14 protein-coding genes are annotated in these 14,146 nt (G+C 74.9%); 8 read left to right on the top strand and 6 right to left on the bottom strand.

The annotated features are described in order from the left end of the window. Nucleotides 1-4: 4 nt before the first annotated feature. Both O4U47_RS01085 and O4U47_RS01080 read right to left on the bottom strand, forming a co-directional pair. Nucleotides 5-1,876 (bottom strand): SGNH/GDSL hydrolase family protein, encoded by a 1,872-nt coding sequence (locus O4U47_RS01085; RefSeq protein WP_270675194.1) that lies wholly within the window; start codon nucleotides 1,874-1,876, stop codon nucleotides 5-7. Between the two features lie 548 nt (nucleotides 1,877-2,424). Beyond that, entirely contained in the window at nucleotides 2,425-3,354 is a 930-nt protein-coding gene (locus O4U47_RS01080; protein WP_270675191.1) for a LysR family transcriptional regulator, read from the bottom strand. 58 nt (nucleotides 3,355-3,412) lie between these two features. Here O4U47_RS01080 and O4U47_RS01075 point away from each other — a divergent pair, with 58 nt between their 5' ends. The 6 genes from O4U47_RS01075 (at nucleotide 3,413) to O4U47_RS01050 (ending at nucleotide 8,728) form a co-directional block, all read left to right on the top strand. Next, nucleotides 3,413-4,240 (top strand): NAD(P)-dependent oxidoreductase, encoded by an 828-nt coding sequence (locus O4U47_RS01075; protein ID WP_270675189.1) that lies wholly within the window; start codon nucleotides 3,413-3,415, stop codon nucleotides 4,238-4,240. A 380-nt stretch (nucleotides 4,241-4,620) separates the two neighbouring features. Beyond that, a complete protein-coding gene (locus O4U47_RS01070; protein WP_270675187.1) occupies nucleotides 4,621-5,058 on the top strand; it encodes a RidA family protein in 438 nt (145 codons plus the stop codon). Nucleotides 5,059-5,193: 135 nt separating this feature from the next. Further along, the gene (locus O4U47_RS01065; RefSeq protein ID WP_270675185.1) at nucleotides 5,194-6,183 is read left to right on the top strand and encodes an LLM class flavin-dependent oxidoreductase; all 990 of its coding nucleotides are present in this window, start codon (nucleotides 5,194-5,196) and stop codon (nucleotides 6,181-6,183) included. Nucleotides 6,184-6,263: 80 nt separating this feature from the next. After that, complete coding sequence (locus O4U47_RS01060) at nucleotides 6,264-6,551, top strand: SKG-like transmembrane protein (protein ID WP_270675183.1); 288 nt, start codon at nucleotides 6,264-6,266, stop codon at nucleotides 6,549-6,551. A 388-nt stretch (nucleotides 6,552-6,939) separates the two neighbouring features. Beyond that, on the top strand, nucleotides 6,940-7,737 hold the full coding sequence (locus O4U47_RS01055) for an SDR family oxidoreductase (protein ID WP_270675181.1): 798 nt from the start codon (nucleotides 6,940-6,942) through the stop codon (nucleotides 7,735-7,737). A 169-nt stretch (nucleotides 7,738-7,906) separates the two neighbouring features. Beyond that, complete coding sequence (locus tag O4U47_RS01050; protein ID WP_270675179.1) at nucleotides 7,907-8,728, top strand: alpha/beta fold hydrolase; 822 nt, start codon at nucleotides 7,907-7,909, stop codon at nucleotides 8,726-8,728. Between the two features lie 46 nt (nucleotides 8,729-8,774). On the opposite strand, the gene O4U47_RS01045 is transcribed toward O4U47_RS01050, so the two are convergent. Further along, complete coding sequence (locus tag O4U47_RS01045) at nucleotides 8,775-9,581, bottom strand: SAM-dependent methyltransferase (protein WP_270675177.1); 807 nt, start codon at nucleotides 9,579-9,581, stop codon at nucleotides 8,775-8,777. A gap of 115 nt (nucleotides 9,582-9,696) precedes the next feature. Further along, nucleotides 9,697-10,806, bottom strand: a complete 1,110-nt coding sequence (locus O4U47_RS01040; RefSeq protein WP_270675175.1) for an Rv2578c family radical SAM protein — start codon at nucleotides 10,804-10,806, stop codon at nucleotides 9,697-9,699. A gap of 118 nt (nucleotides 10,807-10,924) precedes the next feature. Here O4U47_RS01040 and O4U47_RS01035 point away from each other — a divergent pair, with 118 nt between their 5' ends. Next, nucleotides 10,925-11,104, top strand: coding sequence for a hypothetical protein (locus O4U47_RS01035; RefSeq protein ID WP_270675173.1), 180 nt, complete (start codon nucleotides 10,925-10,927; stop codon nucleotides 11,102-11,104). Between the two features lie 106 nt (nucleotides 11,105-11,210). Here O4U47_RS01035 and O4U47_RS01030 read toward each other — a convergent pair whose 3' ends face one another. Further along, nucleotides 11,211-12,530 carry a phytase gene (locus O4U47_RS01030; RefSeq protein WP_270675170.1) on the bottom strand — a complete coding sequence of 440 codons (1,320 nt, stop codon included), beginning with the start codon at nucleotides 12,528-12,530 and terminating at the stop codon, nucleotides 11,211-11,213. A 146-nt stretch (nucleotides 12,531-12,676) separates the two neighbouring features. Between O4U47_RS01030 and O4U47_RS01025 the strand changes: the two genes are divergently transcribed. Next, entirely contained in the window at nucleotides 12,677-13,195 is a 519-nt protein-coding gene (locus tag O4U47_RS01025; RefSeq protein WP_270675168.1) for an O-acetyl-ADP-ribose deacetylase, read from the top strand. Between the two features lie 13 nt (nucleotides 13,196-13,208). On the opposite strand, the gene O4U47_RS01020 is transcribed toward O4U47_RS01025, so the two are convergent. Further along, the gene (locus O4U47_RS01020) at nucleotides 13,209-14,060 is read right to left on the bottom strand and encodes an NAD(P)H-binding protein (RefSeq protein WP_270675166.1); all 852 of its coding nucleotides are present in this window, start codon (nucleotides 14,058-14,060) and stop codon (nucleotides 13,209-13,211) included. Nucleotides 14,061-14,146: the final 86 nt, after the last annotated feature.

Here is a 14,146-nt window from a genome sequence, read left to right as displayed (position 1 = left end):
GGAGCTAGGCTCGATCGGGACCCCGTCCGCCGAGGACCGCCAGGTCGATCGACTCCGCCACCGCGCGCAGGCCCGCGTCGCCCGGGTGCAGATGGTCGCCGGAGTCGTACTCGGGCAGCAGCCGCGCCGGGTCCGCGGGGTCGCGCAGCACCGCGTCGAAATCGAGGACCGCGTCGAAGGGCCCGTCCTCCCCCGCGCCTTCGCGGATGAAGGCGTTCACCCGCCGCCGGTCCCGGTCGACCTCCTCGGTGCAGTCGCTCCACCCCTTGCAGGGGGCGATGGTGGCGGCCACCACCCGCAGCCCGTGGGACCGGGCGCGCTCGGCGACCTCCTCCAGCCCGTCGGCCAGCTCCTCGGGGGCGGTCCCCGCCCGCACGTCGTTGACGCCCTGGAAGACGATGACGGTACGGGCACCGGTCTGCGCGAACACGTCGCGGTCCAGCCGGTTGACGGCGGCCACGCCGCCGGTGTCGCTGCTGACCCCGTCGCCGCCGTAGCGGTCGGTCACCACCCGGTTGGCGGAGATGCCCTGGTTGAGCACCCCGTAGCGGGGCACCCCGCGCTGGTCCCGGAGGCGGTCGGAGAGCACGTCGGGCCACCGGCGGTCGGTACCGGGGGTGGTGCCGACGCCGTCGGTGATGGAGTCGCCCAGGGCCACGACCGAACCGGTGTTCCCGGGCACGTCGACGCCGGTGAGGAAGGGCCAGGAGTCGATCCGCCGGGTGAAGGGCGCCCCCGACGCGGTCCCGGTCAGGTCCCCGCTGCCGGGCTCGGCGGCGTAGTTGTCGCCGGTGTTGGCGGTGTGCACGGGCGCGGCCTCGACCCGGCCGGGCAGGTGGACGCTGACCGCGAGGCGGGCTCCGGCGGGCACGTCGAAGGCGATCGGGTCGGAGGAGGCCTGGCCGCCCGCGGGCAGGGTCGTCGAGCGCTCCCCGCCGAAGGTGACGGGGACGGGCGCGCCGTCGGCCGCGGCGCCCTCGCCCTGCAGGGCCACCGAGACCGCGCCGATGTCGACCGGCCGGGCGGCGAAGGTGTTGTCCAGGCGGATCCGGGCGCCCGGGCCGCCGGTGCTGGAGCGGACGATCAGCCGCAGCGTCTGGTCCTCCCAGGGGCCGACGGCGGCATAGCCGGAGGTGGAGGCGGACCAGGTCCCGGTCCACCCCCTCTCGACGGGGCGGGCCGCCACGTCGAAGACGTGCATGCGGGCGCCGCCGGACACCGTGGGCAGCTCGATGCGGGCCAGCGGCCTGTCGCGGTCGACCGGGACGGTCACCGCGTACAGCCGGACGGGGGCGCCGACGGTGCCGTCTGCGGTGTTGGCGTGGTCGAGTTCGACGGCCTTGGTGGTGAGCGGGCCGGTCTCCCAGTCCGGGGCGGTGGCGGTGTAGTCGTGGCGGGTGCCGTCGGCGTAGACGATGCGGCCCTCGCCTTCGGCGCCTCCCCCGGTGGCGGCGGCGAGGAGGGTGACGGCCTCGGCCTTGCCGCGCAGCGGGACGGACTGGCCGTCGGCGACGACGTTGTCGGGCTCGCCAGGGCGGGTGTCGGGCAGGGTCAGGCGGGTGCCGTGCAGGGTGAGCTCCTGCCCGGGGCCCCATCCGGCGCGGCGGAGCGCCTGCGCGGACAGGCTGCGGCCCTGGCCGTCGAGGTCGGCGGCGCCGGGATCGGCGTCGTCGGAGATGCCGCGGTTGTCGTAGAGCTCGGCCAGGGGCGGGGCGGGGGCCGCTTCGGCGGATGGGGGCGGGGCGGTGGCGCCGCCCAGCACGGCCAGCGGCAGGGCGGCCGCCAGGAGGAGCCCGCCGCCCCGGCCGGGGCGGCGGGTGCGGGCGCGGCCGGGCGGCGGCGTGTCCGTGCTCGGTCTGGGGGATGTCGCGGGCATGCGGTCGTCCTCTCCGGAAGGGCGGGCGGCGGACGGGCCGCATTCTCTCCCCGTCGGCTCCCGCCCCGGTGGACACCGGGAGAACCGCGGAGGAACGGCGCCCGCACGGACCCCGAGCACCGCGGGGACCCGCCCCGAGCCTGCGCACCCGCCCACCACCCGCTTCTCGGCCGGGTTCCGGCGGCCCAGACAAGATTACTCTGCGCATCCGCAAACCGACACTATGTGAGCATTATGCCCAGGAATCATGCCGATAAGGCCGTTCGTCGCCCGATGGGCGACAATGCACGGTTCGCTGAAGCGTGATCGCCACCATCGCGGCGGTCACCGGCATGACCATCGCCGGAGTCGGCTAGGGGGTCACCGGCGGGCCGACCGTCGCCGCGCCGCCGCCCCACACCCGGCTCCCTGCCCGGCGGGGGCGACCGGGGCCTTGATCAGGGCGACTCGTGTGCCGTCGCGACGCGTCCCCGTCGTGTTCGGAGGTCACCCCCGGCGGATGCGCCCCGTGTCTCTCCGCCCTCCCGGCCGAGACGGCCGCCCTGGCCCTACACCCGCCCCGCCTCCATGCCGCGGGCCGCTTCCGTCAGCGCCCTCTCGAACTCCTGCGCCGCGGGGGACGGCGTCCTCCCTTCGGCCGTCGCCGCGTAGACCGCCCGCGGCGGGACCTCGCCCCGCTCCAATGGCACCAGGACCACGTCACCGGCCATCCGGCGGAAGCTCTCCGCCGCCAGCGCCGGAACCAGGGCCACCCCCAGCCCCGCCGCCACGTATCCGGCCTTGGCCACCCATTCGGCAACGACATGCCCGACCTCTGGGCGCAGTCCGCGCTCGGCGAGCGGGGCCAGCAGGGTCCCTTCCGGGGAGCGCCTGCCCGCGATCCACACCTCGCCTTCCACGTCGGCCGCACCGACGCCGTCCCTCCCCGCCAGCGAGTGCCCTGCGGCGACCGCGACGTACATCCCCTCGTCCACCAGGTGGACCAGCCGCACCCCGCGCGGCTCGCGCCCCGCCGTGGAACTCACCACAGCGATGTCCACCTCCCCCTCCGCCAGCCGCCGCTCCAGCTCCGGAGTGCGCGCCTCCTCCGCCGTCGCGTCGATACCCGGATGCCGCGCGCGCAGCGCCGCCAGCGCGCGCGGCACCAGGCCGATGTTGGCGGTCGGGAACGCCCCCGCACGCAGGCGGCCCCCGTCCAGGTCGCGGAGCGCACGCAGGTCACGGCGGGCCTCGTCGAGGCGGCCGACCACCGCCTCGGCGTGCCCGAGCAGCGTGCGCCCCTCCGCAGTGGGCCGGACCCCGCGGGCCAGCCGGTCGAACAGCGGCGCGCCCGCCTGGCGCTCCAATGCCGCGATCTGCCGCGAGACCGCCGACTGGGTGTAGCCGAGGCGCTCGGCGGCCGCGGTCAACGACCCGGTCCGCGCCGCCTCACAGAACACCGCCAGCCCGGCCAAGGACACGCCATGAGGATCAAGCATGGGTGCCATGCTAGACATTCGCTGGTCACATGGCTCGCGGGAGCCTAGCGTGAGCGGCATGTCCGAACCGCACATGACCGCCTCCGCCCGCATCGCCTTCCTCGGCTTGGGCGCTATGGGCCTGCCGATGGCCCGGCGCCTACTCGCCCAGGGCGCCCACGTGACCGTCTGGAACCGCACCGCGGCCAAGGCCGCCCCCCTGGCCGCCGAGGGCGCCCGCGTCGCCGCCTCCCCCGCCGAGGCCGCCGACGGCGCGGACACCGTCATCACCATGCTGTCCGGCCCGGATGCGGTCGCGAAGGTCGCCGACGCCCTGCTCCCCGCGCTCGTGCCGGGGGCGGTCCTCGTGGAGATGTCCGGCATCGGCCCGGAGGGCGTGCACAGGCTCGCCGCCCGCCTTCCCGAAGGGGTGCGCCTGGTCGACGCCCCGGTGATGGGGAGCGTCGACCGCGCCGCCGAAGGGGCGCTGTCCGTGCTGGCCGGAGGACCGGTCGAAAAGGTCCGCCCCGCCCTGGAGGCGCTGGGGACCGTGCGCGGATGCGGCCCCCTCGGGTCGGGGTCGGCGCTCAAGCTCGTCCTGATCAACGCACTGATCGGCGGCGTCGCCGTGGTCGCGGAGGCCATGGAGCTCGCCGACGCCCTCGGGGTGCCGCGGGGGCGCGCCGCCGAGGCGATGGCGGCCACCCCTATGGCCGGTGCGCTGGCGCGGGCGACGTCGCAGGAGGCCGACTTCGCCGTCCGCCTGGCCGCCAAGGACGTACGCCTGGCGACCGGGGCCGCGCACCTACCGGTCCTCGAAGCGGTCGGGGCCGCACTGGCCGCCGACCCGTCGATCGGGAACGACGACCTGTCGGCCCTGCTCAAGGCGGCGCCGGCCACCGCGTGAAGAGGCGGGGAGAGGCGTGAAGGGGCGGGGCACCCGCCGGCGCCGTGCTGAAGGCGCCGGATCCGGTCCCGGCCGGAAGCGGATCGAGCGGCGTCAGAGCCTTCCTCGGCCATGACCGCCTTCGGCGCCCCGCCCCTCCGGCCGCGCGCCGGAAGACGGGGCGGCGGTCAGGGGACCGGCGACGGACCGGACCCGGCCCGGACCCCTGCCCCCGTCGGGCCGACCCGGCCGACCGGACGATCGTCGCGCCACTCCAAGAGACGCGCCCCGCCTTCCTGCTGGGGCCGACTCATCCGGCCCCAGCAAGAACCCCACTGCCCACTGCCCCATGTACAGACCGACCGCGTACCGCCTCGCCCCACAACGGAAGGAGCCCATCCGTGAGAGCCGAACTCGCCGATCCCGCAGGCGCGCCGCCGCCCTCTGGGCCCTACTCGCAGGTCGCCCGCGTCCCCCTGGGGGCCGCGGGGACGCTGCTCATGGTCTCCGGGCAGGTCGCCGTCGCCCCGGACGGGCCGGTCACCGCCCCCGGCGACATGGCCGCCCAGTCCGAGGCGGTCCTCGACGCCATCGAAGCCCTCGTCCGCGCCGAAGGCGGCACCCTCGCCGACGTGCTCAACGTCCGCACCTTCGTCACCGACATGGACGCCCTGCCCGCCTATGCCGCCGCCCGGAGCCGCCGCTTCCCCGGAACCCCGCCCACCAGCACGACCGTCGCGGTGAGCGCCCTGTTCACACCGGGCGCCGTGATCGAGGCGGAGGCCGTCGCCGTGATCCCCGCGCGCGCTGCCCGCCCCGATGCCCCTGCCGCGGAGTGACCCACGGGACTCCTCCGCGGCGAAATAAGGAGGCCGGACGGTCGGTTGGGCGAAGGGCGGCCCACGGGCCGCCCGGCCGCGCCGGTCCCCCGGCGGCGGCCCACCGACCACCGCCTCGGAGAAAGGCCGCCCGCCGTGTCCGAACCCCTGCCGCTCTCCATCCTCGACCTGGCGCACATTCCCGAGGGGAGCACCCCGCGGGAGAGCCTGGAGGCCAGCGTCGCCCTGGCCCAAGGCGCCGACGAGCTGGGCTACCGGCGGATCTGGTACGCGGAGCACCACAACATGGCCACCATCGCCTCCTCGGCCACCAGCGTGCTCATCGCGCACATCGCGGCGCACACCCGCCGCATCCGGCTCGGCGCGGGCGGAGTGATGCTGCCCAACCACGCCCCCCTCACCATCGCCGAGCAGTTCGGCACTCTGGAGACCCTGCACCCGGGCCGGATCGACCTGGGCCTCGGGCGCGCCCCGGGCAGCGACCAGAAGACCATGCGCGCGCTGCGCCGGGACCCGGCCTCGGCCGACACCTTCCCCGACGACGTGGTCGAACTGAAGGGCTACCTGACCGGGAACTCCGTCATCGACGGGGTCGACGCCACCCCGGGCAAGGGCACCGGCGTCCCGCTCTACATCCTCGGCTCCTCGCTGTTCGGCGCCGGGCTGGCCGCCGCCCTGGGGCTCCCCTACTCCTTCGCCTCCCACTTCGCCCCCGGGGCGCTGGAGGAGGCCGTCGCGCTGTACCGGCGCGAGTTCACCCCGTCCGAGCAGCTCTCGGAGCCCTACGTCATCGCCGGTGTCAACGTGACGGCCGCGAAGACCTCCGAGGAGGCCCAGGAGCAGGCCCAGCAGGCGCGGCGCCGGATGGCCGCCCAGCTCCTGGCGCGCGGGCGCACCCTCACCCCCGAGGAGGCCGACGCGGCGCTCGCCTCCCCCGCCGGGCGGCACATCGACCAGATGCGCACCTACTCGGCGGTGGGCGACCCGGGCGAGGTCGCGGCGTACCTGGACGACTTCGCCGCGCACGCGCAGGCGGACGAGCTGATCGTCGCCCTCCAGGCCGGGGACGACGAGGCCCGGCTGCGCTCCATGCGGCTGACCGCCGAGGCCACGGGCAACGCCTGACCGGTGCGGGCCGGGCGGGCGCGTTCCGCCCGGCCGCCGCGCGGGTAGACCCGGGGGACCAGGCGATGGGGGTGTCCGCCGTGGAGGATCTCGGACTGTCCTGGCTGCCCTGGCTGGTCTCCGTCATCGCGGCGGTGGCGATCCCGGTCGGGGTGATTCTCCTGGTCGTGGGGCTGCTGACGTACGCCCGGCGCGACGCCGAGCGCCGGGGAGGGAGGCCGGAGCCCGAGGACGGCGGCACGGAGGCCGGGGAGGACGGGGAGGACGGGCCGCCCGGACCGGACGACGGAACCGAGCCGGACGACGGCGGGACCGGACCGGACGACGATGGGGACGACGGCGGAGGCGACGGGCGCGGGCGGTCGTGAGAACTCGCGCGGATTCGACGCCGGTCGCTCCGAGACCGGCGAGGCCTGTCCGCGCGGGTTGGGCCATGTGTAACGGAACCAGGGCACTGCGGTCTGAGCGACCTTCGCCAACGCCCTGCGCTCCATCCACCGCTTCCAGGGCGATGACATGTTCGACATCGGGGTGGGGCAGGGCCCGGGTGTGCCACGCCGCCCCGTCTCTCCCAGCCATGCCGAGGTGTCCTGCCCGCTCTCCCATTCTTCGGGCCGGCGCAGGTCCTCAGCGGCGGTCGGGCGGAGCGTCAGCATGGCGGAACGCCGGCAACCCCTTGATCGCCTGGGCCGCCCCGCCTGCCGTCTTCAAGCCGCCCCCGCGGCGGGTCCCGCCGACCGTCTAGGCTGAGGCGCCATGCCCCTCCAGAGAACAGCCCTTGTCACGGGCGCATCATCCGGAATCGGCAAGGCGGTCGCCCGACTCCTCCTCGCCCGCGGCTACCGGGTCTTCGGCACCAGCCGCGATCCCGGCGCCCTGTCCGACCCCGTCCCCGGGGTGGAGTACCTCCCGCTCGACCTGGACGATGACGCATCGATCGCGGCGTGCGCCAAGGCGGCCGGTGAGATCGACGTCCTGGTCAACAACGCCGGGGAGAGCCAGAGCGGCCCGATCGAGGAACTGCCGCGCGCCGCCCTGGAACGGCTCTTCCAGGTGAACGTCATCGGCGCGGTGCGGTTGACCCAGCTCGTCCTCCCCGGGATGCGCGAGCGGCGCCAGGGCCGGATCGTCATGGTCGGCTCGATGCTGGCCAGCTTCCCACTGGCGTTCCGCTCTTCCTATGTCGCCTCCAAGGCGGCACTGAAGGGTTTCGCGAACGCCTCCCGGCGCGAGCTGGCGCCGTACGGGGTCGGCGTGACGACGGTCGAGCCGGGGTCCATCAGCACCGGCATCAGCGAGCGCCGCACCCAGTACATCGCGGTGGACTCCCCGTACGCGGAGGAGTACCGGACGATGCTCACGGCGCTCAACGCCAACGAGGCGAAGGGCATCCCGGCCGGGGACGTCGCCGCGACCGTGATCAAGGCGGTCGAGGCGCCCCGCCCCAAGCCGCTGTACGCGGTCGGCAGCAACGCGCCCTTGGTGTTCGCCCTGCGGCGGGTACTCCCCCGCGCGGCGGTCGAGCGGATGGTCTACCGCAAGCACGGCCTCTAGGACCGCGCGCCCTCCCGCCCGGAAAACCAGTGGAACGCGGGGGACGCACGCAATAGGCTTCCGATCCGCCACGACCTCCCCCTCCCCTGGGCGGAGCGCATCGCTCCCGCTCAGGGGGTTCGTCGTGTCCGGACCGCATCCACCCACCACAGGCACAGGAGTCGTCACCATGGACGAGCCCTCCCCCGGCACGCTCCGCGTCCCCGGCGCGGCGCTGCACTACGAGACCCGCGGGGACGGCCCCCTGCTCCTGATGATCCCCGGCGGATCCGGTGTCGCCGAGCCGTTCGACGGGATGGCCGAGCGGCTGGCCGCACAGTTCACCGTCGCCGTCCTCGAACCGCGCGGCGCCCCGCGCAGCCCCCTCGACGCCCCCGATGCGGAACAGAGCCCCGAGGAGCACGCCGACGACGCCCTGCGTCTCCTGGACCTGCTGTCACCCGACGCCCCCGCGTCCGTGTTCGGGTCCAGCTCAGGGGCGATCACCGCGCTCGCCCTGACGGCGCGCCGCCCCGACCGGGTACGGCGCACGGTCGCCCACGAGCCTCCGGTGGTCGAAGTACTGCCGGACGCCGAACGGCACCGGCGCATGTTCGACGAGGTCCACCGGGCGTTCAAGTCCGGCGGCGTGGAAGCCGCCGTCGGGGTGATGGCCGAGGGCTTCGACGCCCCTGCGGAGGCCCCGGCACGTGCGCCCGGCCCGGAGGCGATGGCCCGCATGCACGCCGGGATGCCGTTCTTCCTGGACCGGATCGTCCCCCGGTTCACCCGCTTCGTGCCCGACACCGGGGCGCTGCGCGCGTCCGGCCGCCTCGTCCCGGCCCACGGCGAGGCCACCCGAGGCCGCCTCCCGGCCCGCCCTGCGGAACGCCTGGGCGACCTGGTCGGCCACCCGGCAGCCGAGTTCCCCGGCGGCCACCTCGGCTACACGTCCCACCCGGAGGATTTCGCGGAGGCGCTGCTCTCCCTGCTGCCGCCGGAGACGGGCTGAGCAGCGGGACCGGTGGTCGCGCCCGAAAGGGGGCGGCTCCGGCGTGTCAGGCCTTCCGGGCCACTCCGCAGTACTGTTCCACGTCGCGGATCTCGCCGACCTCGGCCGGGATCGGGCGCCAGCGGGTGGCGCTGACGACGCCCGGCTCAAGCAGCTCCAGGCCGTCGAAGTAGCCCGCCATCTCCTCGGTCGTGTGGGCGCGGTACGGAAGCGCCGCCCCTTCGTTCCAGCGCCGCAGGGCCTCCTGTTCGGCCTCTCCCTCAGGCAGGACCAGGTCGCACAGGGCCAGGAAGCTGCCGGGGGCCAGCGCGTCCATGTACCCGCGGACGATGTCACGGGCCTCCTCATACGAGGTGACGTGGCCCATCGTGCCGAGCACGGTCAGCCCCACCGGCCGGTCGAGGTCGAGCTCCTCGGCGGCGGCCCGCAGCACCCGGTCGCGGTCGTGCAGGTCGGCGTCGACGAACGAGGCCGACGCGTCGCCGGCCAGCAGCGCCCGTGCGTGGGCGACCACCATGGGGTCGTTGTCGACGTAGACCACGCGCGCGTCCGGGGCGACGCGCCGGGCCACCTCGTGGGTGTTGTCGTGGGTGGGCAGGCCGGTCCCGATGTCGAGGAACTGCCGGATCCCCTCGGTTCCCGCCAGGTGGGCGACGGACCGCCGGAGGAACTCCCGGTCGGCGCGGGCCCCCTCGACGATCTGCGGGAAGGTCTCGATGATGCTGTCTCCGAGCGCGCGGTCGACGGGGTAGTTGTCGCGCCCTCCGAGCCAGTAGTTCCAGACCCGGGCGGAGTGCGCCACGGTGGTGTCGACTCCGGACGGGGCGGGCGGGTCGGCAGGGGTCTCGGCCATGGGGGGTCGCTTTCCGTTTCCAGCGCCTATGTCGGACCCTTTGGACACTACCCCTCGGAGAGGCGGAATCCCCCACGCCCCAGGGCTTCTCGTGCGTTCGGCAGGCGTCGGCAGGTCACAGCAGACGCAGTTGCCGGGTCGCCCCGGCCCGGTCCGCGCTACCGCCCGCAGGCGTCCGCTGCCGGTGGTCGCCGGGCCCCCTGCCGGAGGCCTCCCCGCCGCTCTCCTGCCTCGCGGAGCGGCCGCCGACCCCGTACCGGCGGGCCGCCTCGCGGACGCGGGCCGCGACCAGTTCCCGGTAGTGGGCGGGCGCGTAGGAGCCCTTCCCGTACAGCTCCCGGTAGAGCGGGGCGAGGTGCGGGTGCTCGCGCGCGAGCCAGGCGGCGTACCACTCCCGTGCCCCGCCGGGGCGCAGGTGCAGGACGATCGGGGTGACGCTGCTCGCCCCGGCGTCGGCGATGGCGGACACGGCCGCGTCGACGGCCTCCGGCGAGTCGGTCAGCCCCGGCAGCACCGGCGCCATGAGCACTGAGCAGCCCAGCCCCCGGTCCGCCAGGGCCCGGACCGTGTCCAGGCGGGCGCGGGGCGTGGGGGCGCCGGGCTCGACCGAGCGGGCGAGCGGATCGTCGACGGCGCCGACGGACACCGCGAGCCGCACGTCGGTGACGCGGGCGGCCTGTTCGAGCAGGTCGGCGTCGCGCAGGATGAGCCGCCCCTTGGTCAGCACGGAGAAGGGGTTGGCGGCGTCCCGCAGCGCGGAGATGATCTGCGGCATCAGCCGGTAGCGGCCCTCCGCGCGCTGGTAGGGGTCGGTGTTGGTGCCCATGGCGATCGGCTCGCCCTGCCAGGCGGGGCGGGCGAGCTCGGCGCGGAGCAGCTCCCCGGCGTTGACCTTGACCATGATCTTGGTGTCGAAGTCGTGCCCGGCGTCCAGGTCGAGGTAGGTGTGGCTGCGCCGGGCGAAGCAGTAGACGCAGGCGTGGGCGCAGCCGCGGTAGGGGTTGAGGGTCCAGCGGAACATGGGGGATTCGCCGGGCACCCGGTTGATGATCGAGCGCGCGCGGATCTCCACCGCCACGGGTTCGCCGTCGCCGCCGGCCACGGGGCCGCCTCCGGGCGCGGCCAGTCCGGCGCGGCCGGTGCCCCGTTCCGGTACGGGGGCGATGTCCTCTCGGTCGAACAGGGCCTCGCCGTCCTGGCCCTCTCGAAGATCCTCCCAGCGCATGCCCGTGATTCGAACATGTTTTCGAGAGATTGTCCAGTCCGTTGCCCTCCTTGCCCGAGAGCGCGGTCGCCCCCTATGACTGGTGCACGACCCCTCGGAGAGCGACGTTGAGGACGCGATGAGCGGACGCAAGAAGAAGAGCAGGCCCCGCAAGGGCAGGGGCGGCAAGGGTTCGACGGAGATCCACCGCGGCCCCACCCGCGACCCGGGAGGCACCGGGAACGTGGGGTGCATGATCCTCGGAGCGGGCCTGGTGCTGATCGCGCTGGCCGTGGCCGCCTTCGAGCTGATCGGCTGAACGGACGCGGAACGGCCGCCCGGGCGGGTCTCCCGCCCGGGCGGCCGTCTCATCGGCGCGCCCTTGTCGCGCCTTTGTCACGCGCGGCGCCGTCAGTCGCCGGTCATCAGTCGTCCAGCACGTCCTCGGCGACGTCCTCCCACTCCACGTAGGCGAAGCCCGTGGCGTCGCCGCGCCCTGGGGCGGGCTCGGCCTCGCCGTCCTGGACGACGAGGATGCCCTCGTCGTAGTCGTCCCCGACCGGGCGGCTCACCACGTCCAGGCCGTCGGTGTGCTCGACGCCCTCCACGGAGAAGGAGCCCGCGTAAGCGCCGTCCTCCCGGTCGTACAGGGCGAAGGTGTCACTCCCCTGGCTAGAGGCGATCACGTGGCCCTCCTCGTCTCCGCCCCGCCTGCCGTCCTCCCGCTGGAGGGTGACGCCCTCGACGTCGGCGGTGAGCACGTCGCCGCCCTCGCCCGGGTCGGCGTTCCAGTCCAGGACGCACTCCTCGTCGAGGTCGGCGTCGTAGGTCCAGGGCACGCCGTAGGAGCGGACGCGGTCGACCTGCTCGGTCTCACCGAAGCCCGAGCCGGTCAGGCCGATGCGCCACAGGCCGACCGCCTCCTGCCCCGCGTACAGGGCGCCCGCCGACACGTCGACGACCATGCCCTCCACGTGCGGCCGTTCGTCCGGGTCGGTGCACGGCGCCCACTCGGTCCCGTCGGAGAGGGCGAAGGAGGAGGGCAGGTCGACGGTGTCGACGTGCTCGTAGCCGACCCCGCCGCCGCTCGCGGTCAGCCGCAGGAGGGCCAGCGTCGTCTCGTCCGCCCGGCTGACGACGGCGTAGGACGCGCCCCCGTCGGTGAAGGCGGTCAGGCCGTAGGCGGTGCGCTCATCGGCGGCCCCGGCGTCGTCGGCGGAGAAGACCGTGGGCACGCCGGGGTCGGTGACCTCGCGCAGCGGCGGGCGGCCGTCCGCGGCGGCGTCGGCGTCGATCGCGAAGAGGAGCATGCGGTCCTGCCCGCGGTCGCTGACCACGGCCAGGTCGGTGGTGCGCCCGCCGACCGTGAAGCCGCGCACGATGTCGACGTTGTTGAAGCGCCCAGCGGGCCGGTCGCCCTCGGCAGCGGGGGCGCCGATGTGCTGGACGAGGTCGCCGTCGAGGTCGTAGACGTCCAGGCCGGCGTTCTTCAGGGTTCCGATGACGAGGCCGTCGTCGCCGTCGTCGGGGTGGACCCACACGGCCGGGTCGTCGGCGTCGGCCTCTCCGCCCTCCTCGTCGTCGTACACGGTCGGGGTGCGGTCCTCGGCCTCGACGACGGGGACCCCGTCGGCGGGAGAGGAGGGGGCGGCGGGGGCCGCCGACGCGGCGTGGGCGGCCGCACCGGCGAGGAGCAGCGGGGACGCGAGCACCGAGGCGCAGACCACGGAAAGGGGGCGGATCACGGACTCCTCCGGGGGACGGGGATCGGGACCCGGGAATGCTAGGGAGCCGGGGTGAACCCGCCGTGTCCCCGAGGCGAACGGGCCGCCCGACCACGGGACCGGCCGAACGCCTGAGACAGCCCCTCCCAATGCGGTAGAAACCCCGTGTGGACATCGAACTGGTGCAAGGCGACATCACCGAGCAGCCTGTCGACGCGGTCGTGAACGCCGCCAACTCGTCACTACTGGGCGGCGGAGGCGTCGACGGGGCCATCCACCGGCGGGGCGGCCCGGAGATCCTGGCCGAGTGCCGCCGCCTGCGGGACACCCGGTACGGGAAGGGGCTGCCCGCGGGACAGGCGGTCGCCACCACCGCGGGCCGCCTTCCCGCGCGCTGGGTCGTGCACACCGTGGGCCCGGTGTACAGCACCTCCGAGGACCGGTCCGCCGTCCTCGCGTCCTGCTACACGCGCTCGCTCGAAGTCGCCGACGAACTGGGGGCGACGACGGTCGCCTTCCCGGCGATCTCGACCGGCGTGTACCGCTGGCCGATGGAGGACGCGGCCCGCATCGCCGTCGAGGCGGTGCAAGGCGCCTCGACCGGTGTGCGGAGGTGCCGCTTCGTCCTGTTCGACGCCCCGGCCTATGCGGCGTTCGAGCGCGCGCTGGCGGACGCGCGGGGGTGAGGCCCGGTTCCCGTCACGGGGAGAAGTCCGCACGATGGGACCGCACCCACTCGCCGAACGGGCGCGCCGGGTGGCCGGTGATGCGCTCGACCGTGTTGGTGACCGGCGCCGGGACTCCGACAGCGGCGGCTTCGACGTCCAAGAGCACGTCGAGGACCCCGGCGGGCATCCACTCCTCGCGCCGCGCCATCGCCTCCTCCCGGCTCGGGACGTCGATGGGGAGGGGGGTTCCCAGGGCGTCGCCGACGCGGTCCACGGCGTCGCGCAGGCGCATCGACTCGGGGCCGGTGACCACCTGGAACCGGCCGCGGTGCCGGTCACGGGTGAGGAGGTCCGCCGCGACCTCGGCCACGTCGTCGAGGTGGACCGGGTTGACCTGCGCGTCCGGGTAGGGCAGCGCCACCCGGCCGCGGCCCCTGATCTGACCGGCCCAGTCGCGCTGGGCGTTGCCCGCGAGCCAGCTCGGATAGAGCACGGTGGACGGCGGCCCGGCCTCCTCGACCGCCTCCTCCGCCGCGCGGTGCGCACGGCCGATGACGCGGTCGTGCTCCCCGGCCTCGTAGGAGGCCGGGGAGGACAGCAGTACGAGGTGTTCGACCCCCGCGCGGCGCGCCTGCTCGAGGAATGCGCGCAGGTCGCCGCTGAGTATGGCGGCCGCGTACAGGAACACCGTGCGCACCCCCTTCAGCACCGCGTCGGCGTTCCGGGGGTCGGCGGCGTCCAGCTCGACGGCCTCGGCTCCGGGCGGCGCCGCGAGCGCGCCCGTGTCCCTGGCGGATGCCCGGACGGGGTGCCCGGCCGCGGCGAGCGTTCCCGCCACCCGTCGGCCGATGCTCCCCCGGGCCCCGGTGACCAGCACGGTCATTGCACGTCCCTTCCGCCGGGCGCCGCGACGGCGGCGCCGGCCCCGATAGACTCGTGCGCGCATCGAAAACTTTTGCTTTAGAAGCA

This window comes from Nocardiopsis suaedae (genome assembly GCF_027706745.1).
Taxonomy (GTDB): Bacteria; Actinomycetota; Actinomycetes; order Streptosporangiales; family Streptosporangiaceae; genus Nocardiopsis_A; species Nocardiopsis_A suaedae.
This window is presented reverse-complemented; position numbering and strand designations above follow the sequence as displayed.

Coding starts and splice junctions, on each gene's coding strand:
- O4U47_RS01040 (WP_270675175.1), bottom strand. CDS start 10,806: ATGCGCTGGGAGGATCTTCGAGAGGGCCAGGACGGCGAGGCCCTGTTC.
- O4U47_RS01080 (WP_270675191.1), bottom strand. CDS start 3,354: ATGCTTGATCCTCATGGCGTGTCCTTGGCCGGGCTGGCGGTGTTCTGT.
- O4U47_RS01035 (WP_270675173.1), top strand. CDS start 10,925: ATGAGCGGACGCAAGAAGAAGAGCAGGCCCCGCAAGGGCAGGGGCGGC.
- O4U47_RS01055 (WP_270675181.1), top strand. CDS start 6,940: ATGCCCCTCCAGAGAACAGCCCTTGTCACGGGCGCATCATCCGGAATC.
- O4U47_RS01020 (WP_270675166.1), bottom strand. CDS start 14,060: ATGACCGTGCTGGTCACCGGGGCCCGGGGGAGCATCGGCCGACGGGTG.
- O4U47_RS01045 (WP_270675177.1), bottom strand. CDS start 9,581: ATGGCCGAGACCCCTGCCGACCCGCCCGCCCCGTCCGGAGTCGACACC.
- O4U47_RS01050 (WP_270675179.1), top strand. CDS start 7,907: ATGGACGAGCCCTCCCCCGGCACGCTCCGCGTCCCCGGCGCGGCGCTG.
- O4U47_RS01075 (WP_270675189.1), top strand. CDS start 3,413: ATGTCCGAACCGCACATGACCGCCTCCGCCCGCATCGCCTTCCTCGGC.
- O4U47_RS01085 (WP_270675194.1), bottom strand. CDS start 1,876: ATGCCCGCGACATCCCCCAGACCGAGCACGGACACGCCGCCGCCCGGC.